Here is a 25,911-nt window from a genome sequence, read left to right as displayed (position 1 = left end):
TTCGAAGGTCCGCTTCCGAGAAAAAAGACCGGCGGCTCAGGGTCGAGGCCGTGTGAAAACGCGCGCTCAATGTGCCACCCTGAAAAATCGACCCTTCAGATCGCGCTGTACTGGCTTGGTAGCCACTCGGGAAGGATAAAGCGACACCCGAAAACCGAGTACTTTCGCGTTTTCACACGGCCTCGGCCACTTTGAGACATTCGACACGGTCGCCTTGATCGTCGACAATCGCGGTTTCGCCATCAAGGAAATCTCGGTTATGGAGTCTTGGGAAGCCGTCGGCGTGGGCGCCGAGGGGCAGCAAATAAGCCTCTCGGGTTTGAACCCGTGGAGTTTCGATTGGAGGCGGTCGTCTGAACCGCCCATCGAGTTGCCTCATCCGCAGCACCGAACGCAACGGCATCTGGCGCGAGTCTTTGAGATCGCCTCAGGATCCGGCATCCTTCGCTTTGCTGTGGCGGAAGTTTCGGCGGGGGTTTGGGCTTTCTATCAGCCCGGCGCCCAGTAAGTGCTCATGGGCCGCTCTTCCGCGCTCGGATGTAGTGCTGCGACCAGTGCTCATCCGAAGATTTCGATTTTGCGTAAACCTAATGAAAATTCTCAAATTATCGTTTTTCGTGCTCTTACTGGCGACAGGGGTTGTCCAAGGTTTCGCCGCACCGATTGATAAAGAAGTCGCCGAAAATAGAACGGGAGCGCTGACACCGGAGCAATCCGCTGCTGTCGAAGCAGCAGTGCAAGCCGTCAAGCGTGCTCCCGGCGCGTTGCATCCACCTGTGATCCGGCGTGATTTGGAACGAGAAGAGCTAATCAAACAACTGGTGGCGTGCATTGGTGGTGGGGATGCAATGCGGATCGAGCATTCAACGGCAGACACTTTGCTCGCTGAGACCCAAAAGCATAATCCTCAACTCGCTCCTGAGATGTGGGATGCTGTTCGTCAAACGATGAATGAAGACATTTACACACTGTTTTCGACCAATCTGCCTTCTTCTCTTTATTTCATAACGATCGATAGAGTCAATGCAGCCCATCTCTCGAACGATGATATTAAACGCCTGATCTCTCTCTACCAAAGGGAGCCTCTTTTGTCTAGGTTTGAGAATTCACAAACCCCTGATAACGCACATGGCGTAGACGTCTTGGTAATGGGTAACGCACGAATTGTGACTAAGATTGTCAACGATGCACTTACGATCAACAATGCTGGAGTTCAAATTTCGACGCCAATCTCTTCGTCGGATCCTTTCCCCGTACGACATTGATACCAACGCCGAAACCCTGTAACGAATGACCGCTAGCAGCGAATCCGACGGACCGCAGAGGGTCGCCTGGCGTCGATCGAGATCAACGGAGGGCGAGCCCCCGACGCGTTTTGCATGAGTCAGTGCGCGGCCACAAACGGTCATCCGACGCTGACGTGAGAATCGTCAACAATCTGAGCGTGGGGCCGACGGCGCGCTCTGGGGACCGCGCGATTTTCTACAATGTCTTTTCGATATTTGAGTTCACCCTATGATCCGTGTTATGAACAATACGAAATGGGCCGAACTGCGAATCGGAATGCATGAACTTGGGGAGTTGTCACCTCGATTCCGGGTTCAGAATCTTCGGAATGGTAGTACCAGCGCGTGGGATCGCGATTGGTTTTATCATTTCTTCGGCCATCATGAAGAGGATGAATGGGTTGAGGTCGAAGTAACGTCGTCGGCTCAACACGACGCTGTGTTGCGGCTACTTCGGTCTGTGAACGTCCCCGGCGTAAAGACAAAGCATGGGTTCAAAATTTATGGTTACGTTGCTACAGGCACGCAGGTCGACTACCTGTAGCCGCCCCGGCCTAAGGACGAATTGCGGCCAGTTTCTGCCGCCCGCCTGAGCTATGCGGTGGTCGTTCGAACGACCGCTCCACTCCGAAACCCGCCCGATGCTCAACGCGCAGTTGTCGGCCATAGCTGACGTTGGAATAGGTGGTGTTTTATGTCAGCAGGGTGGCGGATTGCCAACGGTGGCAACATCGAGCAGCCGAACGTTAGCTTCCTGCATCAGCGAACTCACAATCTAGGTCGATTAAGGAAGTTCGGTTGGGCGAATAGGCAGGGGATGGGCAGCCGCGGAGCTACTTCCGGGTTCGCCAGCGATTTTCGTTCGCCAAACACACGACAGATAGTCAGTTCCATTGAGTGCCTCACGATCCTTCGGACAGCGCTGCTTGTGCAGCCTTTAGATCTCTGCTGCTGAATCCCTCGCTGAACTGCCCATACAATGGATCGATGAGATCATGGGCCGAATGCTCTGTGCCTCGCTGTTTCAATAAAGACGCCAGACTTGTCGCGCAACGCAGTTGCCATGAGAGGAAGCCGCGACTCGCGGCCCTCGCAAGTGCGTCTCGGAGCATCGATTCAACCATCGAATCGGCGACCGCTCCTTGGTCTGCCCTCAAGAGCTCCGCTTTCGCACGCAATAACTCAGGTAAGGAACATTCGTCTCTGGTAGCGATCGCACGCTCAGCCGAGGGAACTATCAGGTCCAATGCTTGGGCAAGCTTCCCGTGGCTGGCGAGCAGCTCGGCGGTAGCCGTCACAAACGGCGTCAGCGATACGTAGAATCGCTTTGAACCGATTCCTGTAATCGCCGGATAGATTATCTGGCTGTACGCGGATGAGTTGCCCAACCGAAGTTCCAGGAACCCCTGCCACATCTGCGCACGCGCCCTCCACGTTGCTATGCTGTGACGCCGGGTTTGTATAACCATTTCCGCGACCGCATCTGCCAGCCCAGCGTCGTCGCCGGTTAAGATCGCCATTGTACAAATGGCCTCGCTCAACGCATAACATATCGAAACGGGATGATCAAACTCGTGAGCATCGTCGAGTGACCGCTGTGCTGCCGCTCTGGCTTGATCGATGCGGCCCATAAACCACAAGGTGTGCGAGAGCGATGCGTGGGAAAGCATTCTTTCGTCGTAAAGGAAACGCATCCGTTGCGCGCGAGGGAGCCGCACAGAGGAGTTTGCAGCTCGATCAAGATGATGTAACGCTTGATCGAGGTCACCCCTCAACAAATGAGACATGCCACTAACCCGATGTGCGGCCAACTTATCGCATGTCCAGGCTGAACGTTTTGCCACTGCCTCGAATGCCTGCGCCAACGGGGACATCTCTGAAAACTGGCCGTTCAGGTAGAAGCACATCCAGCGTCCCCACATGCCAAGAAGCTGATAGGCGTCGTTGCTCATGCTCTTCGCAAGCGCAATCACGGAATCGAAAGCTTCGCTCGTCTGGGTAGCGACAGTGTGACAGAGAAGGCACATGCCGCGCGCAGCGTACAGTTTCATTTCGCGCTCACCAGCGGTGGCGGCGGAATCCGCTAACCGCTGAAGCGCCTGGTCGACCCGCGCGAGACATTCCTCGAGCAAGGCAAGTTGCATTGATAGCGGGATACTGGCGACTGTCAGGTCAATCGCCAGCTCGGGATCGCCATCATCAGAAAAGCTCCACTTCACTGCGGCGCGAAGATCCTCGAGATGGGGCGCATAACGATTGTTCCAGTCAACGTCGATCCGCGCGGACGCCTGACTCTCCGCCTCCTTGAAAATGTCTAGAACGTAATCTGCGTGGCGCCGGCACCACGCAGACCAAGCCCCTTCTTCGCGCAGCTTTTCGCGGGCATACGCACGCGTTGTTTCGAGTAGCCGGTAACGAATATTTCCGTTCGTCGAAACTGCTGAAACGAGTGACTTGTCGACCAGTTCAACCAAGGCACTGAGCACAGCGTCCGATTTGACATCATCGGTAGCCGCTAGAGCTTGTGCCGACTCCATTGAGAAAGCACCGGAGAACAGACTCAAGCGGTTAACCACCATGCGCTGCGTATCGGACAAGAGGCTGTAGCTCCAGTCCAGCGTGGCGCGCAACGTTTGCTGTCGCGGTAACGCTGTACGGGCGCCGCGGGTCAGCAACTGGAAGCGGTCGTCGAGGCGGTCCGCTATCCCTTGGAGTCCGAGTGTTGTTGCGCACGCGGCGGCGAGTTCGATGGCGAGCGGTATGCCGTCGAGCTGACGACAGATGCGAACGACGAAGGGCAGTGCGTGACGGTGGTCGCGAGAGGGAATATCTAGGCCAGCACGCTCTTCGAATAGCTGTATGGCTCCAAATTCACGCGCATCGTCAACGTTTTCGTCGCTCGGAACATCGAGCGACGGGACGCGATATATGAATTCGCCGCTAATCCGGAGCGGCTCGCGGCTTGTTGCCAAAACCGTCGCTCCGGGCGCAATACGAAGCAACCGCTCGCAAATCTGCGCCGCACCCTCAATCAGATGCTCGCAATTGTCGAGGACAAGCAGGACCTTTTTCGCGGAGAGGACCGGGGCAAGCCGGTCGAGAGACGTTGTGCCGTCGCCAGGTGGGAAACCCAATGCGACAGCGACCGTGGACGGTAAGTAGTCGGCTGACGCAGTTGCCGCGAGCTCCGCCAGACACACACCATCTGGAAAGTGCGAAGTGAGCCGTCGCGCGGCTTCGAAGGCCAGCCGGGTCTTTCCTATGCCACCAGCGCCCGCCAGCGTCATAAGTCGATGTTTCAGTGCGATGTCGCAGACGTCTTTCAATGCGTCCGCGCGTCCTACTATCGGGCCAATATCAGCGGGAATCGGCACACCGGTACGGCAAGCAGACTCGGACGGCAATGGTAGCGATCCGCTCCCAGCTATCTCACCCGTGAACTGATACCCGCGTCCCGTCACAGTGCGAATCGCTGTACGGTCGCAACCCAGCGCTCGCCGAAGTGCCGATACTTGTCCTTCAACCGTGTTCTCCTCGACGATACGGCCCGGCCATACGTGCGAGATGATCTCGTCCTTGCTAGCAACATAGCCACGTGATTCGACGAGAAAGAGAAGGAGGTCGAAGGCGCGATCGCCAACATCGACTCTCTTTCCGTTATGCAAGAGTTCTCGTCTGGCGGGCACCACCACGGTCGCGCCAAACGAGAAGTCGGCCGAGGGAAAAGTTCGAGTATCCATGTCGACCTCTAGATGATAGGACATAGAATCTGAGGACACCGATTCCGAGTATGGCATAAATGAATCTTGAACAACGGCGCCCTTCGCCTTTCATTGCGGACAGGAAACACCTCTGCAGGCTGAGTCAACGACTGACCGTCGCCGGTGACCGACTATGACGGTCATGTGAAAGCATTGACGAAGCCAGTTGACGTGTTTCGTTTAGCCAGGAAAGGAAAATGCAGACATAACCAAGCAGCTTGGCGCCAGCCTGGAGTTCGTGCTTGTTAAGCCTGTTGCCAGATGCATTTTTCTGTCCGCTTACCCTCATCCTGATTCCGTCGCCAGTCGTGACGCGCACGAGCCGACTGCATTGTGCCCGACCAATAGGTAAGCCTCATGTGCTGACGAAAGCGGCACAGTGCGTCTTATCAAGCGGAGGCCGCGCACGGCATGTAAGGCCCTCCTCGCACGTTCCGTGTGACGGCGACGGACCGTGCTCCGTAGTGTCGGATGGAATCGCAGACAGGTGAGTTTGCCGTGCACGTCGCAGGTCTCGTCAGCTTGCGTCAGCCGCAATCAAGGATCGTGGAGATTTAGCGCGGTAGATTGAAACCCAACGCTGCTGCTTTTCCGACAGCCATGCAGCTGCCCGTCGTTCGTGCACTGATACGCAGGAATTCATCCCGTCTTGGAATGAGCGTTATGCAAAATCGCGCCTTTCCCAGTTTTCGGGGAATGGATAAAGTGCTCTCCAAGGCGCCGAGGCAGCCGTCCTCACGGTCATCAGAGATAACGGGAACATCATGGATAAACTGTTTTCGCCGATCACGGTCGGCGCGTACTCACTGTCCCATCGCGTCGTACTTGCGCCGATGACGCGACTGCGCACAATCCAGCCGTGCGACATCCCGAGCCCAATGATGGCGGAGTTTTATGGACAGCGTGCGTCCGAAGGCGGACTGGTGATCATCGAAGGCACCAGCATCTCGATAACGGCCAGATCGTATCTCGGCGCCGCCAGCTTTTTCCACGACGGCCAGACCGAAGGTTGGAAAGCGGTCGCGGACGCGGTGCACGCGAAGGGCGGACGAGTGTTCATGCAACTGATTCACGGCGGTCGCCAGAGCCACGTTGAGATGACGGGGGGCGTGGCGCCCGTCTCCCCTTCCGTGATTCCCTTCGACGGTGTTGCGCTTACAAAGGACGGGTTCGTCCCGGCGTCGCCCCATCGCGCCCTTGAGCTAGAAGAGATCCCCGGGGTCGTCGAAGACTTCCGCGTTGCCGCGCAACGTGCGTTCGACGCGGGATTTGATGGCGTCGAGTTGCACGGAGCTAATGGATATTTGGTCGATCAGTTTATTCAGGACGGTACCAACAAGCGTACGGACGCGTACGGTGGTCCGATCGAGAATCGCGTGCGGTTCCTGCGGGAGTCCGTGGAAGCATTAATCTCAGTCTGGGGCGAAGAACGGGTTGGTGTCCGAATCTCGCCGTCGGGTGAGTGGGGCGACATATCGGATAGCAATCCGGAAGCAACATTCAGTCATGTTGCGAAAGTATTGAGCGAGTATGGAATCGCTTACCTTCACGTGATCGAACCCCGCATAAAGGGCGACGACACGCTGCACGACGGTCACCCTCCTGTTGCGTCCAAGTATCTTCGTCCGCACTTTAGCGGACCCATCATTGCGGCCGGCGGATTTGATGGAGATAGCGCGGAAGCGATCGTTGCTGCCGGAGACGCTGACCTGGTGGCGTTCGGTCGGCACTTCACTTCCAACCCCGATCTGCCCTATCGCATCAAGCACAAGCTGCCTCTTACTCCTTACGTTCGCGCTGGTTTTTGGGGCGGCGACGAGCGGCTTTACACGGATTTTCCAACGTACGACGGCGAACCTCGAAAGTAAGCCGTCCGCAACCCCACATAGCATACTTTTGGAGGTTCAGATGACACGCATCGTTCAGTTTGCCAAAGCAGGCGGCCCTGAAGTTCTCGAGTTTGTTGACGCACCCGAGCGCCCGCTCGGTGCCACCGACGTTCGTATCAAGGTCAAGGCGATCGGGATAAACCGCGCAGAGTCGATGTGGCGCACGGATATCTATATCGAACCGGTGCAGTTCCCTGCAGGACTCGGTTACGAGGCTGCTGGTGTTGTCGATGCCGTCGGCGCGGAAGTCACTGGGCTCGCCGTGGGTGACGACGTCAGCGTGATTCCGTCATTTTCGATGAATCAATATTTTACTTATGGTGAAGTGGTCACTCTGCCGAGTTTCGCGGTTGTAAAGCATCCCAAGACGCTTTCGTATGCAGAGGCGGCCTCGGTATGGATGATGTTTATCACCGCCTACGGCGCGTTGGTTGAGGATGCGAAAGTCGGAAAGGGAGACTTCGTTCTAATTCCGGCTGCATCAAGCAGCGTTGGGCTGGCGGCGATCCAGGTCGCGAATTATGCGGGCGCCGTACCGATCGCGCTCACACGAACGTCCGCCAAGAAGCAACAGTTGCTCGCAGCCGGCGCCGCACATGTCATCGCAACTGATGAACAGGACATGGTCGCCGAGGTGATGCGTATTACTGACGGGAAGGGAGCCCGAGTGGCCTTCGATCCGGTAGGAGGGCCGAACTTCCCGAAGCTGATCGACGCGCTGTCCTTCCAGGGAACTGTCTATATCTACGGTGCCCTCGCGGAGGGTGATACGCCTATGCCCGTTCTAGCGATGATCGCAAAGATGCCGACGATCAAGGGACACAACGTCTGGCTCACGAGCGGCGACGACGCACGCCGCAAAGCGGCCGTGGAATTTATTCTCGCCGGTCTGGCCAGTGGTGCGCTCAGCCCCATTATTGATCGAACGTTTGAGTTCAGCGAAATGGTTGAGGTCCATCGCTATCTCGAAAATAACGGTCAGTTCGGCAAGATCGTCGTAACGGTATAAGGATGCGGTAACCGGGGCGCGACTGCCCCGGAAGTCCTGAAGAAAGAAGCTCCAACACCAGCCAGCGGTTCGTTGGAACGTATTGACGAATCGGCCGAGCAGCGGACGATCGAATTCGTCTCACCTGTCGGTCAGCGCAAGGGCGGCGGCTCCGTTTGCACTTTCCCGTGGGGTTCCCAGTATCCGATCGCGTTGGTACGCGCGGGCCGCGCGTTGACCAAGTAAAGAATTTGCACTGTGTCTGGATTGATCTCATGAACCTTCACAACGCCGCAAAAAGAGAGCCAGTTCAATGGCTAAATCAACCGTCGGATCTGGGTGATCCAGCGAATGAAGACCTCGCGGCGGAATTCGTCCGTGTCCGGTCCTATACAGAAGCGCTCGTCCAGACGCTTGAGCCCGAGGATCGCGTCGTGCAGTCAATGCCGGATGCCAGTCCGGCGAACTGGCATCTCGCACATACCAGCTGGTTCTTTGAGACCTTTGTGCTTGCGCCGCATCTCAAGGAATATCGTGTCTACGATGAGCGGTTTGCGTACCTGTTCAATTCCTACTATGAAGCGATGGGGCCCCGCCAACCACGGCCACAGCGGGGACTGTTGACAAGGCCGACGGGCCAGGTCGTCGACGAATACCGACGGTACGTCGACCGGCAGATGAAAAACCTGTTCGCCGCAGAATCCATTGACCACATCAGATCGATCATCCGGCTCGGAATAGCACACGAAGAGCAGCATCAGGAGTTGTGGCTGATGGACATTCTGCATCTCTTCGCGCAATCGCCTCTAAAGCCTGCGTTCAGGGCGGACTGGCCTCGGCTTCAAGCGAGTCGCGGAGCGCAGTTTCGACGTCATCCGGGAGGTCTGCGGGACATTGGTGCGGCCGGGGCCATATTTGCGTTCGATAATGAGGGTCCTCGTCATAAGGCGTGGTTGGAACCCTTCGAAATTAGCGATCAACTAGTGACGAACGGTGAATGGCTTGAGTTCATGCGGGACAGCGGCTATTCACGTGCTGGTCTCTGGTTTTCGGAAGGTTGGGCGCTTGTGCAGCGAGAGCAATGGCAGGCCCCATTGTATTGGCAGCGATCCGCTGATAACAGTGGCTGGCTCTCGATGACGCTAGGCGGATTGCGCCCGATCGATCTTGACGAGCCGGTCTCGCACATCAGCTACTACGAAGCTGCGGCATTCGCAAATTGGGCCGCCGCAAGCCTGCCTACCGAGCACGAATGGGAAGTGGCGGCGAGAGCGGGGCTTTTGGCACAGGCCGACACTGAACTCTGGCAGTGGACCCAGACCGCGTACTCGGCCTATCCGGGGTTTCGCGCAAGCGACGACGCAATTGGCGAATACAACGGAAAGTTCATGGTCGGGCAGATGGTTTTGAGAGGCGGTGCGCAGGTTACTCCGATTCGTCATACCCGCGTGTCCTATCGCAACTTCTTCTATCCGTCACAGCGATGGATTTTCTCAAGCCTCCGGCTGGCTCGTGATGCGCGATCCCTTCAGGAAACTTGTACGGCAAAGGAAGAGTTCAGCAGGTCCGTAGTAGATGGGCTGTCCTCTGGGCACAAGACGACGTCGCCGAAGTACTTCTACGATGAGCGAGGCTCACAACTGTTCGAAGCTATATGCCGCACTCCAGAGTATTACGTGACCCGTGTCGAGAACGAACTTCTCGAACTTATCGCATCCGAAATCGCTGCCACCGTTCGCGACAATTCTGTCCTAGTCGAATTCGGTAGTGGCGCAAGCGAGAAAACGCGGTATCTGCTGGATGCGGCAAAGCATATCAACGCCTATATACCAGTCGACATCAGTCGGGCCGCGCTTGAAGACGCGGTCGCGAGGACAGCGTCTGCCTATCCACTCCTGCGGATCGAACCAGTTGAAGCCGACTTCACAGGGGCAATCAAGCTACCTGTCGATCATGCGGGAGCGCGAGTCGGATTCTTCCCTGGCTCGACCATTGGCAATTTCTCACACGCTGAAACGGTCGGATTCCTTCGCGCTGCACGGCAAATGCTGGGAGTGCGTTCCCGTTTCATCGTCGGAGTGGATCTGGTCAAGGCTCGCGAAACACTGATAGCCGCATACGACGACTCACGAGGCGTTACCGCGAGCTTTAACAAGAACATCCTTGTGCGCATCAATCGCGAGCTGCAGGGAGACTTCGCGCTCGACCAGTTTGATCACGCAGCTGTCTGGAATGAGGGGCTGAGTCGCATAGAGATGCATCTCGTGAGTCGCCGCGACCAGATCGTTCGTGTTTCTGGCCGTGAATTCATGTTCAAGGCCGGCGAGAGTATCCACACGGAGAGTTCCCACAAGTTCACTGTATCTTCTTTCGCCGATCTGGCAGTCTCGTCCGGGTGGATGGTGGAGCGATATTGGGTGAGTGCGGGCGAGCAGTTCGCGATATTCAGCCTCGCAACCGATTGACCGCCAATCGACGATTGTGTGTTAGCTGCAATTACGTAACGGAGTCGCACTGTGACCGACACGAACATGAAACTGTTTTCTCCGACCAACGCAGGAGCGCTGCAACTGGCTCACCGCGTGGTTCATGCACCAATGACCCGATTGCGGTCCGAGTTGGACGACAGTCCGAGCGCGATGATGGTCGAGTACTACCGGCAGCGCGCATCGCAGGGCGGCCTGCTGATTACGGAGAGCGCACACCCCTCGTACGACAGCCGCGGGTATATTGGTGCACCCGGCATCTACGCGGACGGGCATGTCGAGGCGTGGAAGAAGATAAACGAAGCTGTTCATGCGGAAGGCGCCAAAATTGTCATGCAGATTGCGCACGACGGGCGCCAGTCGCATGTCGACCTGAGCTGGGGGAATGCGCCCATTGCGCCATCCGTCGTGCCTTACGAAACGACCGTATTCACGAAGAACGGCTGGGTACCGAACTCGCCGCATCGCGCGCTGAAGATCGATGAGATTCCCGCAATCGTCGAGTCTTTCCGACGCGCAGCCGAGCGCGCGAAGGCGGCCGGTTTCGATGGTGTAGAACTCCACAACGCAAACGGCTATCTCGCCGATACGTTCCTCCAGGATGGCACGAACAAGCGAACGGACGCGTATGGCGGCACGGTCGAAAAGCGCGTGCGCTTCTCGCTGGAACTTGTGGAAGCCTTCGCATCGGTGTGGGGTGCAGATCGGGTCGGCGTCCGCGTGTCGCCGAGCGGCCGTTGGGGTGCCATCTCCGACAGCAACCCGGAGGCGACCTTCGGTTATTTCGCCGACCGGCTGAATGCGTATGGTCTTGCCTACCTTCACGTAATCGAGCCCCGCGTGATGGGTACAGAGACTCTGGTAGAAGGACAGGCCCCCGTCGCCTCGTCATTCCTGCGCAAGGTTTTTACCGGACCGATCATTGCAGCTGGTGGGTTCGACCGAACTGGCGCCGAACAGGTCCTGCAACGCGGCGATGCTGATCTCGTGGCATTCGGGCGATGGTTCTCGTCGAACCCTGATCTTCCCGAGAGGCTACGCCGCAACCTGCCGCTCACGCAGTATCAGCGCGATGCGTTCTGGGGTGGCGACGAACGCGCGTATATCGACTTCCGCGCCCATGACGACGCTCCGGCTGCTCACGCTGCCGAAGTGTCGAGCAGTCAAACAGCCTGACTCAAGGAGATAACCATGTCTATGAACGAGCTTCCCAACACGGCCAGAGCCGTGAAGATTCCCGGCCCCGATCATCCCATTACGATCGAGCGCAACACCAGGCGCGTTGTGGTTACCGTTGCAGGCGAAGTCGTCGTAGACACTCGCGATGCGCTGACGCTGCGCGAAGCGAGCTATCCGGCGGTGTTCTATATCCCGAGAAAAGACATCGACATGTCGAAGCTCGAACGAACGGCGCATTCGACCTACTGCCCTTACAAGGGAGAAGCTGCGTACTTTTCTATTCCTTCGGGGGGAGAGCGTTCTGTGAACGCGATCTGGACGTACGAGTCGCCGTACCCGGCTGTCGAGCAGATCCGGGAACACCTCGCTTTCTATGTCGATCGCGTCGAGTCGATTGAGGAGCATGCCTGACCGTGTCTACGCAGGCGTCACCGACGCGACTGGGGAACCTGACGCAAACGGGCAGGGGACCGGTTGGCCATTTTTTGAATTTTTAGCCGATTGTGAGGCTACATCATGGCTGATCTGACGGGCAAAACCGCCCTCGTGACAGGCGCTTCGCGCGGCATTGGCCGCGCGATCGCACTTGCGCTCGCCAAGGCTGGTGCGAGAGTGTTGGTTCATTACAGCAATGCGGAGGAGGCCGCTGACTCGGTGGTAAACACGATCCGCACAGCGGGCGGAGAAGCCGAAAAGTTAGCCGCTGATCTGCGTGCGGCCGATGGCGCACATGCGCTGGCTGAGCGGGTGCGTGTCATCACGCAGGACAGGCTCGACATCCTCGTCGCGAATGCGGGAATCTCGAAGGCAGCGCCAATTGAAGAAGCTACGGTGGAAGATTTCGACAATCTGTTTGCGGTCAACGTACGTGCGCCATTCTTCCTTGTGCAGCAACTACTGCCGGCGTTGCACGAAAGCAGTAGCGTCATATTGCTGTCTTCGCTGACGGCTCGGGCGGCCGTCAACAACCTGTTTGCCTACGCGGCGACAAAAGGCGCCGTTGACACGCTGACGCGACATCTTGCATTCGCACTCGGCGGACGCGGTATTCGCGTCAATGCGCTTGCACCGGGCGTTGTGGAAACGGATATGTCAAATTTCGCGAAGACTGAATCCGGTCGGGATTTCGCTCTCGGCATGCAGGCCCTCAAGCGTATTGCCCAACCTGAGGATATGGCGGGCGCGGCCGTTTTTCTTGCATCTGAAGACGCTCGCTGGGTCACAGGCGAAACGCTGCGCGTCGATGGTGGTTCGAAGCTATAGAAGTCGGCGACAGCGAGGAAACCATGATCGCCACTGGCAATTCACCGGCGCGATCGCGCGCGGTCTTCTGGGTCGCGGCCTGCGTTGTCGTTCAAACATTATGGACAAGCGCCGCGCCCGCCATGAGTTACACGTGGTATGCGCATAAGTGGCACCTGAACAACGCGACAGTGGCCGGGATTTTCGCCGTGTATCCAGTCGTCGTGGTTTTCACATTGAGCGCAATTGGCGGGATGTCTGATTTTGTCGGACGACGAACTGCGATTCTCGCGGGCCTCCTCGCGTCGATCGCTGGCGTGGCATCGTTCTCCGTTGCGGGAGGTGTTTCCACTCTATTGGTTGGACGCCTTTTCATGGGAATCGGCGTGGGGCTTGCAGCCGGCCCCGCTTCTGCAAATCTTCTCGAGCACGCTCCATCTGGCGACCGGGCCTTCGCAAGTGGTATCAACACGTCGGCGCAGGCGCTCGGGCTTACCGCGGCGACGCTCACGGGCGGCACTCTGATCCAGTATGCGCCGGACCCGGCGCATCTCACTTTCCGGCTGCTGCTAGTCCTGCTCGCCATGCTTTTCGCGGCATGCTGGTTCCAGCTGCCACGCGGTGTGTCGCACGTCGCGCCGGTGCCAGAATCGCGATGCGCGCGCCTACCAACGGAGGCCAGGTTGGTCGTGATGCGTGCGGCACCTGCCGTAATGACGGCGTTTGTCGTTGGTACCGTAATGCTTTCACTGGGCGCGCAGATTGCACGCGATCTCGTCGCCTCAGAGAACACGCTGGTTAACGGAGTAGTTATCGCGTCGTTTGCGATTGTCTGGGGCCCCTCCAGCCTGATTTTCAAGCAGATGTCTTATCGCAGGGCTGTAACGGTCGCTGGCAGCTCAGCGGTGGTCTCAATGCTTCTCTTGGTCGCCGCTACGCGCATCCATTCGCTACAGCTCCTCAGCATCCCCGTTCTTTCGGCGGGGCTTGGCTACGGACTGCTCTTCTTCGGCGGCAGGGTCGAAGATCGACATAAGGGCCTGTCGTTTTCCATGATGTATTTCGCAGGTTACGCAATGCAGGGCGGTGCCTCCATCGTGTCAGGTCTCGCCGCATCGAGCTTCGGCCTCTCCAATGCAGTAATCTTTGGCGCAACTGTTATCGCGACGACCTCGGCACCGGCAGCTTTAAGTGCTGAAAGCCTCCTAGGCGGGGGGGCAGGTCGGAGGAACGGCACAACGGGCCGCCGCTCGATCCGCCGCGTCCATGTATGAAGGAACGGTAGAATGCGGGCGAACTGACCTGCCGTTGAGCTGTGTCGCCCCTGATGTGCAACGTGCCCGCCCGCTGTTGCCATACGGTTTCCGATATTCCGGGCGCTTCACTCCGACAGGAACTGGGCGACATGAGTAACGAATCGCTCCGGATACTGGTAGAGCGAGCCGTGATTCGCATCGGGATAGATGATCAGCTGTGCGTTCGGGATGTGCTGCTGCAGTATCCACGAGTTGATGGAATAGATGATCACGTCGTTGTCGCCGTTGACAACCAGCGTCGGCCGCTTCAGCCCCTTGAGGTAGTTGTATGGGTTCTCGCGCGGTGCGCCCCATTTCGCGAGCGCCGCAAGTTGCGCAGGCGCGACTTTATCGTTCGCTTCCGGATCGCGGTTTTCTTTGCGCAGCCGGAACCGTTCGACAAATTTGTGGCCTGCAGCCTGGCTTGCCTCCGATGGCCCGAAATGCACACGCAACCACAAATCGTCAGGGTTAGCGTACGATGCGCCGAAAATCTCCTGCGCTTCCGGTGTCAGCGTTGCCATACCTTCACCGCTGCGTGGACCTGTTCCGACGAGGACCGCTCGGCGCACCAGCTGCGGCGTTCCGATCGCGAGTTCCTGCGCGATCAGTCCACCCATTGAAAAGCCGAGCACATCGACCTGCTCCAGACCAAGCGCTCTGATGAAGGCACTGGCATTCGCTGCCATCTCTTCGATTGACTCCGGCACGGTACCCGAGCTGCTGGAAATACCAGCGTTATTGAACAGGATGATTTCACGCGTGCGCGCAAGGCCGTTGGTCACGGCAGGATCCCAATGATCCATCGTGCCGGTAAAGTGGATATTCATGACGAGCGGCACCCCATCGGGCGTGCCGAAACGGCGATACGCAAAGCGAATGCCATTTGCGTCGACGAACCGGGTCGGCGCGCTCTGGTGAGTATGAGTAGTCATATCTGCGTCCTCCAAAACGATTGGCCAGGTCTACTAAGCCCGAAAAGGCTTATTTACAGCGCGTTCAACGAAATTGACGCCAACCGCGATCACGAAGGGAACTCTTCTCCAAACATCGGTAGTCCGCTGACCGACTGAGCCCGTGTCACCTCTTCCTGCAAGACGTCCCAGTGTTCCGCGAGCTTTCCGTCCTCGAATCGAACCACGTCTGCTGCTATCCAGGCCGCCGCACGCCCGTTTCCCGAGAATCGACCGTGGGCGATCACATAATCTCCTTCTGCTATCACCAGTTGGTTTTCGTAACGCAGCGTGTCCGGCAGAGTTCGAATCAGATCGAAAAGTCCGTCGCGTCCCGGAGCAATGTGGGCGCTGTGCTGGATGTAGTGCTCAGACCAGAACGACTCCGCAGCGATATAGTTACGGTGGTTAAAAAGAGTGTCGAAGGCTTCCAGTAGAAGTGCCTTATTCTGTTCAGGGGTCGTTGTCACGATTCGTCTCCGTCTGATTTCCACGAGCGGCGTGCTAACAGGAATTCGGCGGTCGAACCGCCCAACCAGTCAGCTCACAGCTCGCCTGTCAAAAATTGGGCCTGTCCCATACCGAAGCTCCAGTCCGCATCGCCATTCGTTGTGAACGTGGTCACTACGTCGTTCGGGGCAATCTCGCATGAACTTTCCAACTCGGCACACACTGCCCGATAGAACTGAACTTTTGCCTCCTGCGTGCGGGCGCGACTGACGACATGGATAAGCACAACCCTGTCGGATCGAGCTAGGCCGAGACCCGTATCTTCTATGACCATGTGTGGGGGATCGCAGTCTTGAGCGATCTGATACCTGTCGCGCACTGGAACCTTGAACGTAGACACGACAGCACGATGTATCGCATCCAGGGTCTGCCGGATCGCATCATCGCTGTGACCTTTCATCATGTAAACATGGAATAACGGCACTTGGGACTCCCTTTAAACCTGATCGCCGTTGTGCTGCGGGTCTACACATGACTGCGGCAAGTCACCGACCTTTTGTAGTCAGATGCTGACGCGACTTCAGGAAGACGGCACGCGTACGCGAGACGCGCGTACGAACTTGCGTTCACCTCGCGCTGCCTGGCTATAAATGTCGCCTCGTTTTAAAACGGTTGACGAGATATGAAGCTGCCACGGTTTTCAGAGTACCGAGAGGTGAAATCATGGTCCTTTAAAGAAGCTGATCGAAACTGATGGATTCTGCTGACGCAATCCCAGGTGGACGCAACCAATCTGCAGCTTCAAGTTTTCGGCCGAATCTCAAGTCAAGTTTTGGGGCAATTCAGATCTGGAATAAGCCCTATCCGTTTTGTCATCTTCTCGAGAAGAACTTGGATCGATAGATTCTCTATTAGCAGCGACGGGTGCGGCCCACTTCCGCCAACCGCCGCCTTCGTATGAAAGTCTCCAAGCGAGGTAACGCAGATGCTAACGCTGTTTTCGCCGGCCCGGATCGGCCCCTACGAATTGTCCCATCGCGTCGTGATGGCCCCCCTTACGCGGATGCGGGCAGAGCCCGGAGCGATACCAGGTGAATTGATGGTGGAATATTATTCGCAGAGGGCGTCAAACGGCGGTCTCATTGTCTCCGAAGCGACAATCGTAGCGGAGAACGGTAGCGGATATCTCGGCTCCCCAGGTCTGTTCGACGACAGTCAGATCGCTGGATGGACGCGTGTTACCGACGCAGTGCACACCAAAGGTGGCCGAATTTTCCTTCAGCTGTACCACGCAGGGCGGCAGTCGAACAGCCAACTCCAACCGGGTGGTGCGGCTCCAGTGGCACCATCCGAGATTCTGCACGGTGGGGTCGCCTATACCCACGAAGGATGGGTCCCGAACACGCCGAGCCGCGCGCTGACCGTTGCTGAAATCAAAGGCCTCGTAGAGAGTTTTCGTGAAGCAGCAAGGCGAGCCGTTGCAGCGGGTTTCGACGGTATCGAACTCCATGCGGCAAACGGCTACCTGTTCGACCAGTTCCTGCAGAACGGAAGTAACAAGAGAACTGACGAGTATGGGGGCTCACTAGAGAATCGGTACCGCTTTCTGAGAGAGGCGACAGAAGCGGTGATTTCCGTCATGGGTAATGACAAGGTCGCGGTTCGTCTGGCGCCCAGCGGCACATTCGGCGACATGTCGGACTCCAATCCACAAGAGCTGTTCGTCTACGTTTCAAAGGAACTCTCGAAGCTTCGCCTGGCATATCTGCACCTGATCGAGCCGCGGGTAGTTGGAAATGAAGACGACCATAGCAAGGATCAGAGCCCAGTCGCCGCTAAACTGCTTCGCCGACACTACGAGGGTACCATCATCGCGGCGGGAGGATTCCTTGCAGACTCCGCCGAGTCGATCATCAACGCGGGTGATGCCGATCTGGTTGCGTTCGGGCGTCATTTTGTCTCGAATCCCGATCTGCCTGAGCGCCTGCGCAACGGATGGTCATTGAACGATTATGTCCGTGACAGCTTCTTCGGGGGCACTGACGTTGGCTATACGGATTATCCGTACTACGAGGCCGAAAACGTCGAAGGTTAGCAGTCGCATCCACCGGAGTCTGGCGCTCATCCATCACGCGAGCGCGCCGGATTCCGACTTCCCGTTTCGTGTGCGGACTGGACGGCCAGCTTCTCGTTGAGAGATGTCTCAAGAATCATTGTGCCGGCGTTGCACGGTTTCATCGGATGCCGCGCTACCGGGCGGAAAACGGTGTCTCCAGTCGACACGCGCTGCCCGGTGAGCGCACAGACACCGTTGATGCGCGACACGCATAGCACCCAACGCTGTTCCGTGTAGTGACCAAACGTGGAGTCGTACCAACTGATGTGGGCCGATCGAGTGCTCGATCGCTCGATACATGAAAACACTATTGTGCTCCTTACCCTCGAGTCACTGGCATCCGATCTGCTTTTCTTGCAGGGCGCTGGGAAAACCGCTGGGGGGTTATCCGCACTTTGGGCACAGTGGCGCTCCATGTTGCTGGCGTTGGTCAGTGCTGAAAGAATCGAGTTCCATACAGCGCCGCGTTCGATCAGGTCCTTTGAGTCGTGAGCGGAACACTCAGATCCCGGCGGGGGATTGTGACGCACTGGCACTGTTGGGTGAATTTTCATGGCGTGATGTATCAAGTATGTGCGGGAACATGCACCCGAACTGCAAGGTACGTTATGAGCGTAGCGCCCCTCCGCAGAAACGTTCCTTTATCGCGACTGTAAAAACTTGTACCGAAGCTATTTTTTCGCTGCGGCAAATAGATTGTGTGCCGCCATGCGCGGGGATTTGCCTACGGTTCTCGTTCCGTCTCCGGCCTTCCACAACGATGACACAGCCAAGCCATGACAAAACGTCTCCTAACCATCATCTCTCGCCTCATCCACGAGCCCCCGTATGCCGAGGGTGATGCAGGTACGGCTCTTCTGCATCTTGTTTGTCCACCGCCTCAGTGCCTTTGACGGCGTCGAAAAACGCAAACCGCGATGACGTTGGCGGGCGAACGGGCAGACCGTATATCCGCTGCTGACGGGCATCCATGTCTACGCTGAAGAGCCGACTCGACGGGGCTCGCAGGTCCCGCGGCAAACGCCACTTGCTCCGTCGACGCTTATGTATTGGCCGAGGATGAAGTGGCCAGTTGGAGAAGCGAGAAGAAGCGCGAGGCCTGCAACATCAACAGGCTCGGCGATCCGTCTCAACAGAGTTGCCACCTGCCGGTAAGATGCCGATCAGGTCGGTGCTCGCGATCAGACGCGCCTGACTACAAATAACGCTCGCCTTTTGTCATTCGCCAGAGCAGCACCCAACCATGCGGCATTGCATGGACCTATTGCCTTCTGGAATGAGCCCTATCCGGTTTTGCGTCTATTTCGTCCGAAATGCGCCGGATATATTTCACCTCGACGCGGCGTGCCGCACACCGCAGCGCGCTATCACGCTTTCGAGGAGTCGAACATGCCGACGCAGTTTTCTTCCAAACCAATCTCCGATCGCGCTCCCGCGTCGGACGCGATGTTGCCTATAGGTGGACTGCTCGCGCTGGCGATGACCGGCTTCGTCGCTATCGTGACAGAGACGTTGCCTGCGGGATTGCTGCCGCAAATCAGTCACAGCCTTGGAGTACCCGAGTCCTGGGCAGGGCAGCTCGTCACACTTTACGCGCTCGGATCGGTTGCCGCGGCCATACCTGCGACGGCAGCAACACGAAGTTGGCCCAGGCGCACCGTCCTTCTTATCGCAATAGCGGGCTTCCTTGCCTTCAACACGATCACCGCGCTGTCGCCGTGGTTTTCGCTCACATTGATAGCGCGTTTCATGGCCGGTGTAGCCGCAGGCATCACCTGGGGACTTGTGCCCGGCTACGCGCGGCGCATGGCCCCCGCGCATTTGCAAGGCAGAGCGATGGCAATCGCACTGGTCGGCACCCCGATCGCATTGGCACTTGGGGTGCCCGCCGGGACATGGCTCGGTGATCTGCTTCAGTGGCGCGCCGTGTTTGGGGTGATGTCAGCGTTGACGGCTGTTCTTGTCGTCTGGGTAATCTGGAAAGCGCCGCGTTTGCCGGGGCAGACCGGGGGTGATGCTCCCGGAATACTTGCGGTTCTCGTGACGCCTGGAGTACGCCCAGTGCTGTTCGTCATTCTCGCCTGGATGCTTGCACACAACATCCTCTACACCTACATATCGCCGTTTCTCGTGCCTGCGCATATGACGCAGCGTGTCGATGTTGTCCTGCTTGTGTTTGGTCTGTCTGCCATTGTCGGCATCTGGATTACTGGCGCATTGATAGACCGGTGGCTGAGGGCGCTCGTGCTCGCGAGTCTTGCTGCGTTTGCCGTCGCGTCTGCTGCACTTGGCATCGACGGCACGCTGCCGGCCGTCATCTATTTCGCTGTCGCATTCTGGGGCCTGACTTTCGGTGGTGCCGCGACGCTATTGCAAACTGCTTCAGCAGACGCTGCGGGTGATGGCGCTGACACGGCGCAGTCGATGATTGTCACGGTGTGGAACGGCGCCATTGCTGGTGGAGGCATGGTAGGGGGAATTTTGCTCGATACAACGGGTGTCGGTGCAATGGCGTGGGTTCTTCTCGCGTTGCTGCTTGTGGGTTTCTTTGTCGCGTGGCGCTCATGCGAGCACGCATTCAAGCCAGGCCGTCGCGTGATGGTCTGAAGCCAGTGCCTCATCCATTTACTGCTGTCTGGAGTTGCATGATGCCTCTTGCTCTTCTTGCACTGACCATCGGTGCGTTCGCAATCGGAACGACCGAATTCGTGATCGTGGGGTTGATACCGACAATCGCCGGCGATCTTTCTGTAACACTGCCTTCCGCTGGACTGCTCGTAAGTTTCTATGCGCTTGGAGTGGCGATCGGCGCGCCCGTTCTGACCGCAGCCACGGGCCGTATGGGACGCAAACCACTACTGGTTTCGTTGATGGCGCTTTTCACAGCGGCGAATCTCCTTGCATGGTGGGCGCCGGGTTACGACACGTTGGTCGTCGCACGGATTTTGAGTGGCTTTGCACACGGGGTCTTCTTTTCCGTCGGTTCGATCATTGCGACAAACGTGGTCCCCAAGGAGAAGTCGGCCCGAGCCATCGCGACGATGTTCAGTGGGCTCACTGTGGCATTTGTCACCGGGGTACCGTTGGGCACGTTTGTAGGCCAGCATTTCGGATGGCGCGTGACCTTTCTCGTGGTTGCGGCTTTCGGGCTTATCGCAATGGTGAGTGCACTGGTGTTCGTGCCTCGCAACATCGAGCATGCCCCGCCTGCTTCAATCAGGAGACAGGCCGAACTGTTCCTGCAGCCCCGATTACTGCTTGTGTTCGCGATGACGATCGTGGGGTACGGTGGGTCTCTCATAGCGTTCACCTACCTCGCGCCGATCCTTGAACAGACGGCAGGGTTCAGTCCGTCGGCCGTAGGACTTGTTTTGCTGCTGTACGGCGCATCCGTCGCCGTGGGCAACATGTTCGGGGGAAAGCTGGCCGATACGCACGGACCGGTCGCGGCGCTCAAGCTGATCTTCGCTGTACTTGCAGCGGTACTTCTCCTGCTGGAGGTAACGGCAACGAACAGGGTGCTTGTGATTGTCGTTGTTCTGGCATGGGGTGCCGTTGCATTCGGTAACGTGCCTGCGCTGCAGGTATATGTCGTGAAGCAGGCAGAGCGTTTCGCACCGCATTCGGTCAACGTTGCCTCCGGGATGAACATCGGAGCCTTCAATCTTGGCGTCGCCGGTGGAGCGTGGACGGGAGGTGCCGTCGTCAGCCACCTTGGGCTGATGAACACGCCGTGGATCGGTGCAGTCGTGGTCCTTTTTGCTCTCGCGTTGACGTGGGTTAGCGGGAGTATCGACCGGCGCGAGCAGCAGCTTCGCGCCACAACTTCACTTCCCGTCTCGTAAGTTTGGGGAGACGTCCCGTATTTTTCTACCGATTGCTTCGTTGCGGCGACATCCGTCGTTTAGAGGCGAAACTCATCGAGAAAACATCATGTCCGCACAGATTGTTCTTATGACTGGTGCGTTAACTGGCATTGGCCGCGCAACGGCATTTGCCTATGCGAAAACAGGTGCCGGCATTATCGTGTCCGGGCGCAGCGAGTCCAATGGCCAATTGCTGGAGGCGCAACTGCGTGAGGGGGAGCCAATGCGCAATTCGTCAGGGCGGACGTCCGCGAGGAAAACCAGGTCGGGCACTCGTAGAGAGGACGTTGGAGCATTTCGGGAGGCTGGATGTCGCAGTCAATAATGCTGACCAGAGGGAGAGCTTGGGCCAAATCCCGGAGCAGACTGTTGAAAACTTTCACCGGACTTTCGATGCCAATGTGCTCGGCACTCTAACGAGCCTCAGGTACGAATTGCCCGTGATGTCGGTACAGAAGTCGGGAAGCGTTATCAACATTTCGTCGATTGCGGCTAAGGTGGGCTTTGCAAACGCCTCGATATATGCCGCTAGCAAACATGCGATTGACGGCCTTACCAAATCTGCCGCGCTTGAGGTCGCTCACCTGGGAGTGCGCGTGAACTCCATCGCTCCTGGACCTGTGCAGCCAGACATGATGGAGCGATTCGTCGGGCGTGACAGCGACGTCAAACAGGGTTTTGTGCAGACAGTGCCTGCTCTCGCGCAGGCACTGTTGACGAGATTGCCGACGCGATTGTGTTCCTGGGCAGCGATCGTGCCGCGTTCTTCAATGGGCAGACCGTCATGATCGACGGCGGCTGCCTAGCGCGTTAGGTGCGGCCCGATTCAGACAGGTTCGGGGGCCGCGTTCGGCGGGATTCATCCAGTTTCGGAATAGACCCTATCCCGCCTGATGGCTATCTGACCTCAGATTGAACCTCTACATTTCCACTCAACGAAGCATGCATGCCGGAGCTTCCCGGCGTTTCCCAGACATTCAAAGGCGGTATCATGACAAAGCTTTTCACATCAGCGAAAGTCGGTGCATTCGACCTTACTCATCGAGTTGCCCTCGCGCCGATGACGCGCGTGCGCACGGTCCAGCCCGGCGATATTCCGAGTCCGATGATGGCGGATTTCTACGGCCAGCGCGCATCGAAAGGTGGGCTGCTGGTGATCGAGGCAGCGAGTGTTTCCGTCCAGGCGCGTTCGTACCTCGGAGCAGCAAGCATCTATCATGACGGGCAGCAGGAAGGCTGGAAGGCCATCGCGGACGCCGTACATGCAAAGGGTGGATATGCGTTTCTGCAACTGATCCACGGAGGGCGCCAGAGCCACCTCGATGTGACGGGTGGTGCCCATCCGGTCGCACCGTCAGTGGTGCCGTTCGAGGGGGTGGCGCTGACGAAGGATGGGTTTGTGCCTGCGTCCCCGCATCGCGCGCTGGAAATCGAGGAGATCCCTGGCATCATCGAAGACTTCCGCGTCGCTGCAGAGCGTGCGAAAAGGGCCGGTTTCGACGGTGTCGAGTTGCACGCCGCGAACGGCTATCTCGTCGACCAGTTTATTCAGGACGGCACGAACAAGCGAACGGACGCTTATGGCGGCCCAGTTGAGAATCGCGTGCGCTTCATGCGTGAAGCACTGGAAGCGCTGATTTCGGTGTTTGGCGCCGACCGTGTCGGCGTGCGTATCTCGCCGTCGGGTGAGTGGGGCGGAATCTCGGACAGAGATCCTCAAGCGACGTTTAGCTACGTGGCGAAGGTGCTAGACAGCTACAAGATCGCGTACCTGCACGTGATCGAACCGCGTATCAAGGGCGACGATACCTTGCATGAGGCCCATCCTGTCGTTGCTGCATCGTACCTGCGACCGCACTTCTCCGGTCCGATCATCGCCGCCGGTGGCTTCGATCGCGAGGGCGCAATTGCGACGGTAGAGAAGGGAGATGCCGATCTCATCGCTTTCGGGCGTCACTTCTCGTCGAATCCCGATCTGCCTTACCGGCTGGAACACAACCTGCCTTTGACGCCGTACGTCCGGGCAGCATTCTGGGGAGGTGACGAAAAGAACTATTCGGACTTCCCCACGTACGACGAACAGGTGGCGCGGTCCGCGCAGGTTGAAGTCGCCGCAGCGGTGGTATGAGGTGGGCCGCGCCCTGCGGTGTCGCACAGGGCGCGGCGAACCTAACCCCTGGGGCGTTGTTGACGCAAGCTAACGAGAATTGGACATGAGCCGAGTTTATTCCGTGTCGAAGTCCGAGGCTGACCGTGCAGCCGAAGTTGCAATGGCCGCGGCCGCGGGGGCCGTGTCGGGTGCCCTACGCGCCGGTGCCCGCGTGCCGGCGTTCGAACTGCCTGACACCCGCGGCAACCATATCTCTCTCGACCAGTTGCTTGGTACAGGCCCCGTCGTTCTGAGTTTTTTTCGTGGTGCCTGGTGTACCTTCGGAGAGGAAAGTCTGGCGCAGCTCGCCGCGACGTTTGACCGTATTGTCGCAGCGGGTGCGGCCGCTTTTGCGATCGCCCCGTCCAGCCAGCTTTCCTCGTCTGGCAAGTCACTTCCGATCCCCGAACTGATAGACGTGGACATGAAGGTGGCTCGCTCGTTTGGCCTCGCGTTTGAGCTGCCCCCTGAACTCAGGTCGAGGTATCTGGAGCTCGGTTACGTTCCCCCGAAAACCCGAAAGTCGGACAGTTTTCTGGTGCCGATTCCAGCGACCTACCTGGTCGACCAGGAAGGCATGATCGTGCTCGCTCACATCGATGCTGACTATCGGCATCACATGGGCAACGAAGCACTGGTAGGCGCGCTGCAGGCTTTGCAGGACCGCTCCCTGGCGCGCGAGCGCACGGCCAGACAGCTGGCCGGAAAATGGCGCCTCGGACGCGACGTTTGAGTAGACACAGCCTCCTTCGAAGTACGTGGAGTCGACGGGGACGAACTCGATGAACCTGATTTCCGCGTGATCGGCACCCATGCGGCATCGGAATATCGTTCGAAAACCGCCAATCGCGCTTCGGGTGTAGTTTACATGCCCGAAATACGGGCTTACTCAGCGTGAGGTAACCTATCGTTTCGGCGGCCTTAGGCATCCAGTCCCGGAAGGGACTCAAGTGCTCATGGATGCTCTAAAATGCGCCGCGACAAAGATAGGACCTAGCGTCCATACCACGGGAGAGTCTCGATGGACCGCCTCGCTGCGATCGAAATCTACATTCGCGTCGTCGATACAGGTTCGTTCTCGGCGGCGGGAAGGCACTTCGACATCGGCCAACCGGCAGTGTCGAAGGCAGTCGCCCAGCTTGAAGAATGGCTCGGAGTCAAGCTGCTGCTCCGTTCGACGCGTTCCCTAACCCCTACGGAAGCAGGGCAGAGTTTTTATCTTCGAGCGAAGCGCGCGGTTGAAGAGGCCGATGAAGCAGTGCTCGCCGCGCGTGGTACGGCCGCGGGGCTCACCGGCAAACTTCGTGTATCGGCGGCGGTCTGTTTCGCAAGGCTTCACATCGTTCCTCGTTTGCCGGAGTTTTTGGAAAAGCATCCGGAACTCGATCTCGAACTGGTGCTCGACGATCGGAACATCGACCTTGTGGAGGAAGGGATCGACCTTGCGCTGCGCATGGGTGATCTGGCGGACTCCAACATGACGGCGAGGCGTATTGGCGAAGCAAGGCGCCGGGTCCTGGCTACTCCTGCGTATTTTGCGCAGCACGGGACACCCGAGAGCCCATCGGATCTTCTTTCCCATCGGGCTGTCATTTACTCGCGCGACTTAGGAGGCGGCGAGCACTGGACTTTCCGCAAAGACACTATCGAGCAATCGGTCAAGCTTGAGGGCCGTGTCGCAATATCGGCCACTGAAGGACTTCGAGCCGCCGTGTTCTCGAACATGGGGCTTGCAGTAGCGTCCGAGTGGGCATTCTCGCCGGAGCTCTGCTCCGGTGAAGTCATATCGGTACTGGACGACTGGATGTTACCTTCCATTCCGTTGTCGGCCCTCTATCCAACGGGCCGCATGGCAAGTAGCAAGGCGAGGCAGTTCGCTGCGTTTGTCGAGGAATGCCTGGCGCCAGAGTTCGCGCCGGAATTGCTGGCAGCGGGGCGGCGCCAGGCCGCAGCGTAACGACTTGTTCGGCAAGTGATTGAGCAGATCGCAGGACCGAGGTGGGGACACCTTGACGTAGTGGCTCGACTCGGATTGTTCGCGAACGTGTGTCACTGTATCGCCACAATACGGAATCGGCGTCGACTAAGGATTGCACGCTTTGGCATGCGCTTGCGCCTGGGAATCGGCGCAGATTACTGTTTGGTGCGGCCGGCAATCCTCGATTTCATTCATCGAGCCGGGACAGTAACAGTTGAAGCGTTGGTGCGGCGTTGCTCGGGCTGTGCCCTACGACGAGATCGATCTCCGGCA

The 25,911-nt window shown here is 58.0% G+C and carries 23 protein-coding genes and 1 pseudogene; 19 read left to right on the top strand and 5 right to left on the bottom strand.

Annotated elements, in window-relative coordinates; translation table 11 throughout:
• Positions 1-214: 214 nt before the first annotated feature.
• The 3 genes from AC57B1_RS22975 to AC57B1_RS22965 all read left to right on the top strand — a co-directional run bounded on the left by AC57B1_RS22975 (position 215) and on the right by AC57B1_RS22965 (position 1,830).
• Positions 215-508 carry a hypothetical protein gene (locus tag AC57B1_RS22975; RefSeq protein ID WP_496418778.1) on the top strand — a complete coding sequence of 98 codons (294 nt, stop codon included), beginning with the start codon at positions 215-217 and terminating at the stop codon, positions 506-508.
• An 82-nt stretch (positions 509-590) separates the two neighbouring features.
• Complete coding sequence (locus tag AC57B1_RS22970) at positions 591-1,265, top strand: hypothetical protein (protein ID WP_496418777.1); 675 nt, start codon at positions 591-593, stop codon at positions 1,263-1,265.
• Between the two features lie 250 nt (positions 1,266-1,515).
• Complete coding sequence (locus AC57B1_RS22965) at positions 1,516-1,830, top strand: DUF6678 family protein (RefSeq protein WP_496418776.1); 315 nt, start codon at positions 1,516-1,518, stop codon at positions 1,828-1,830.
• A 358-nt stretch (positions 1,831-2,188) separates the two neighbouring features.
• Here the strand turns inward: AC57B1_RS22965 and AC57B1_RS22960 are convergent, their stop codons facing one another.
• Positions 2,189-5,026, bottom strand: a complete 2,838-nt coding sequence (locus tag AC57B1_RS22960; protein ID WP_496418775.1) for an ATP-binding protein — start codon at positions 5,024-5,026, stop codon at positions 2,189-2,191.
• Between the two features lie 785 nt (positions 5,027-5,811).
• Here AC57B1_RS22960 and AC57B1_RS22955 point away from each other — a divergent pair.
• The 7 genes from AC57B1_RS22955 (at position 5,812) to AC57B1_RS22925 (ending at position 14,105) form a co-directional block, all read left to right on the top strand.
• On the top strand, positions 5,812-6,915 hold the full coding sequence (locus AC57B1_RS22955) for an alkene reductase (RefSeq protein WP_496418774.1): 1,104 nt from the start codon (positions 5,812-5,814) through the stop codon (positions 6,913-6,915).
• A gap of 40 nt (positions 6,916-6,955) precedes the next feature.
• The gene (locus AC57B1_RS22950) at positions 6,956-7,945 is read left to right on the top strand and encodes a zinc-dependent alcohol dehydrogenase family protein (RefSeq protein WP_496418773.1); all 990 of its coding nucleotides are present in this window, start codon (positions 6,956-6,958) and stop codon (positions 7,943-7,945) included.
• A 254-nt stretch (positions 7,946-8,199) separates the two neighbouring features.
• Positions 8,200-10,389, top strand: coding sequence for an ergothioneine biosynthesis protein EgtB (gene egtB / locus AC57B1_RS22945; RefSeq protein ID WP_496418772.1), 2,190 nt, complete (start codon positions 8,200-8,202; stop codon positions 10,387-10,389).
• Positions 10,390-10,455: 66 nt separating this feature from the next.
• A complete protein-coding gene (locus AC57B1_RS22940; RefSeq protein WP_496418771.1) occupies positions 10,456-11,586 on the top strand; it encodes an alkene reductase in 1,131 nt (376 codons plus the stop codon).
• A gap of 15 nt (positions 11,587-11,601) precedes the next feature.
• Complete coding sequence (locus tag AC57B1_RS22935; RefSeq protein WP_496418770.1) at positions 11,602-12,000, top strand: DUF427 domain-containing protein; 399 nt, start codon at positions 11,602-11,604, stop codon at positions 11,998-12,000.
• 105 nt (positions 12,001-12,105) lie between these two features.
• Positions 12,106-12,852 (top strand): SDR family NAD(P)-dependent oxidoreductase, encoded by a 747-nt coding sequence (locus tag AC57B1_RS22930; protein ID WP_496418769.1) that lies wholly within the window; start codon positions 12,106-12,108, stop codon positions 12,850-12,852.
• Between the two features lie 23 nt (positions 12,853-12,875).
• The gene (locus tag AC57B1_RS22925; RefSeq protein WP_496418768.1) at positions 12,876-14,105 is read left to right on the top strand and encodes an MFS transporter; all 1,230 of its coding nucleotides are present in this window, start codon (positions 12,876-12,878) and stop codon (positions 14,103-14,105) included.
• A gap of 107 nt (positions 14,106-14,212) precedes the next feature.
• Here the strand turns inward: AC57B1_RS22925 and AC57B1_RS22920 are convergent, their stop codons facing one another.
• The 3 genes from AC57B1_RS22920 to AC57B1_RS22910 form a co-directional block, all read right to left on the bottom strand.
• Positions 14,213-15,061 carry an alpha/beta fold hydrolase gene (locus AC57B1_RS22920; RefSeq protein ID WP_496418859.1) on the bottom strand — a complete coding sequence of 283 codons (849 nt, stop codon included), beginning with the start codon at positions 15,059-15,061 and terminating at the stop codon, positions 14,213-14,215.
• A gap of 89 nt (positions 15,062-15,150) precedes the next feature.
• Positions 15,151-15,549: a nuclear transport factor 2 family protein gene (locus AC57B1_RS22915; RefSeq protein WP_496418767.1), complete on the bottom strand. Its 399-nt coding sequence runs from the start codon at positions 15,547-15,549 to the stop codon at positions 15,151-15,153.
• Between the two features lie 74 nt (positions 15,550-15,623).
• The gene (locus AC57B1_RS22910; RefSeq protein ID WP_496418766.1) at positions 15,624-16,013 is read right to left on the bottom strand and encodes a tautomerase family protein; all 390 of its coding nucleotides are present in this window, start codon (positions 16,011-16,013) and stop codon (positions 15,624-15,626) included.
• 501 nt (positions 16,014-16,514) lie between these two features.
• Between AC57B1_RS22910 and AC57B1_RS22905 the strand changes: the two genes are divergently transcribed.
• Entirely contained in the window at positions 16,515-17,624 is a 1,110-nt protein-coding gene (locus AC57B1_RS22905; RefSeq protein ID WP_496418765.1) for an alkene reductase, read from the top strand.
• 26 nt (positions 17,625-17,650) lie between these two features.
• Here AC57B1_RS22905 and AC57B1_RS22900 read toward each other — a convergent pair whose 3' ends face one another.
• Entirely contained in the window at positions 17,651-18,061 is a 411-nt protein-coding gene (locus AC57B1_RS22900; protein WP_496418858.1) for a DUF3331 domain-containing protein, read from the bottom strand.
• Positions 18,062-19,034: 973 nt separating this feature from the next.
• Here AC57B1_RS22900 and AC57B1_RS22895 point away from each other — a divergent pair.
• The 8 genes and pseudogenes from AC57B1_RS22895 to AC57B1_RS22860 all read left to right on the top strand — a co-directional run bounded on the left by AC57B1_RS22895 (position 19,035) and on the right by AC57B1_RS22860 (position 25,617).
• Positions 19,035-20,252 (top strand): MFS transporter, encoded by a 1,218-nt coding sequence (locus AC57B1_RS22895; RefSeq protein WP_496418764.1) that lies wholly within the window; start codon positions 19,035-19,037, stop codon positions 20,250-20,252.
• Between the two features lie 41 nt (positions 20,253-20,293).
• Positions 20,294-21,490 carry an MFS transporter gene (locus AC57B1_RS22890; RefSeq protein WP_496418857.1) on the top strand — a complete coding sequence of 399 codons (1,197 nt, stop codon included), beginning with the start codon at positions 20,294-20,296 and terminating at the stop codon, positions 21,488-21,490.
• Between the two features lie 88 nt (positions 21,491-21,578).
• Positions 21,579-21,836, top strand: coding sequence for an SDR family NAD(P)-dependent oxidoreductase (locus tag AC57B1_RS22885; protein ID WP_496418763.1), 258 nt, complete (start codon positions 21,579-21,581; stop codon positions 21,834-21,836).
• Positions 21,721-22,128: pseudogene (locus tag AC57B1_RS22880) on the top strand (SDR family NAD(P)-dependent oxidoreductase); the annotation flags it as partial. The gene AC57B1_RS22885 and the pseudogene AC57B1_RS22880, both read left to right, overlap by 116 nt.
• Positions 22,129-22,247: 119 nt before the next feature.
• Positions 22,248-22,325, top strand: a complete 78-nt coding sequence (locus AC57B1_RS22875) for a hypothetical protein (RefSeq protein ID WP_496418856.1) — start codon at positions 22,248-22,250, stop codon at positions 22,323-22,325.
• Positions 22,326-22,502: 177 nt separating this feature from the next.
• Positions 22,503-23,639 carry an alkene reductase gene (locus AC57B1_RS22870; protein ID WP_496418855.1) on the top strand — a complete coding sequence of 379 codons (1,137 nt, stop codon included), beginning with the start codon at positions 22,503-22,505 and terminating at the stop codon, positions 23,637-23,639.
• Between the two features lie 85 nt (positions 23,640-23,724).
• Positions 23,725-24,393 (top strand): redoxin domain-containing protein, encoded by a 669-nt coding sequence (locus AC57B1_RS22865; RefSeq protein WP_496418762.1) that lies wholly within the window; start codon positions 23,725-23,727, stop codon positions 24,391-24,393.
• A gap of 288 nt (positions 24,394-24,681) precedes the next feature.
• Positions 24,682-25,617 (top strand): LysR family transcriptional regulator, encoded by a 936-nt coding sequence (locus AC57B1_RS22860; RefSeq protein ID WP_496418761.1) that lies wholly within the window; start codon positions 24,682-24,684, stop codon positions 25,615-25,617.
• The last annotated feature ends 294 nt before the right edge of the window (positions 25,618-25,911 follow it).

It is taken from the genome of Paraburkholderia sp. BGA-UO-ETr-F21 (assembly GCF_059567925.1).
This window is presented reverse-complemented; position numbering and strand designations above follow the sequence as displayed.

Bases quoted from the DNA above. Each gene is read 5' to 3' on its own strand.
- AC57B1_RS22970 (WP_496418777.1), top strand. From the start codon at position 591: ATGAAAATTCTCAAATTATCGTTTTTCGTGCTCTTACTGGCGACAGGG.
- AC57B1_RS22965 (WP_496418776.1), top strand. From the start codon at position 1,516: ATGATCCGTGTTATGAACAATACGAAATGGGCCGAACTGCGAATCGGA.
- AC57B1_RS22960 (WP_496418775.1), bottom strand. From the start codon at position 5,026: ATGGATACTCGAACTTTTCCCTCGGCCGACTTCTCGTTTGGCGCGACC.
- AC57B1_RS22955 (WP_496418774.1), top strand. From the start codon at position 5,812: ATGGATAAACTGTTTTCGCCGATCACGGTCGGCGCGTACTCACTGTCC.
- AC57B1_RS22950 (WP_496418773.1), top strand. From the start codon at position 6,956: ATGACACGCATCGTTCAGTTTGCCAAAGCAGGCGGCCCTGAAGTTCTC.
- egtB (WP_496418772.1), top strand. From the start codon at position 8,200: ATGAACCTTCACAACGCCGCAAAAAGAGAGCCAGTTCAATGGCTAAAT.
- AC57B1_RS22940 (WP_496418771.1), top strand. From the start codon at position 10,456: ATGAAACTGTTTTCTCCGACCAACGCAGGAGCGCTGCAACTGGCTCAC.
- AC57B1_RS22935 (WP_496418770.1), top strand. From the start codon at position 11,602: ATGTCTATGAACGAGCTTCCCAACACGGCCAGAGCCGTGAAGATTCCC.
- AC57B1_RS22930 (WP_496418769.1), top strand. From the start codon at position 12,106: ATGGCTGATCTGACGGGCAAAACCGCCCTCGTGACAGGCGCTTCGCGC.
- AC57B1_RS22925 (WP_496418768.1), top strand. From the start codon at position 12,876: ATGATCGCCACTGGCAATTCACCGGCGCGATCGCGCGCGGTCTTCTGG.
- AC57B1_RS22920 (WP_496418859.1), bottom strand. From the start codon at position 15,061: ATGACTACTCATACTCACCAGAGCGCGCCGACCCGGTTCGTCGACGCA.
- AC57B1_RS22905 (WP_496418765.1), top strand. From the start codon at position 16,515: ATGCTAACGCTGTTTTCGCCGGCCCGGATCGGCCCCTACGAATTGTCC.
- AC57B1_RS22900 (WP_496418858.1), bottom strand. From the start codon at position 18,061: ATGGAGCGCCACTGTGCCCAAAGTGCGGATAACCCCCCAGCGGTTTTC.
- AC57B1_RS22895 (WP_496418764.1), top strand. From the start codon at position 19,035: ATGCCGACGCAGTTTTCTTCCAAACCAATCTCCGATCGCGCTCCCGCG.
- AC57B1_RS22890 (WP_496418857.1), top strand. From the start codon at position 20,294: ATGCCTCTTGCTCTTCTTGCACTGACCATCGGTGCGTTCGCAATCGGA.
- AC57B1_RS22885 (WP_496418763.1), top strand. From the start codon at position 21,579: ATGTCCGCACAGATTGTTCTTATGACTGGTGCGTTAACTGGCATTGGC.
- AC57B1_RS22870 (WP_496418855.1), top strand. From the start codon at position 22,503: ATGACAAAGCTTTTCACATCAGCGAAAGTCGGTGCATTCGACCTTACT.
- AC57B1_RS22865 (WP_496418762.1), top strand. From the start codon at position 23,725: ATGAGCCGAGTTTATTCCGTGTCGAAGTCCGAGGCTGACCGTGCAGCC.
- AC57B1_RS22860 (WP_496418761.1), top strand. From the start codon at position 24,682: ATGGACCGCCTCGCTGCGATCGAAATCTACATTCGCGTCGTCGATACA.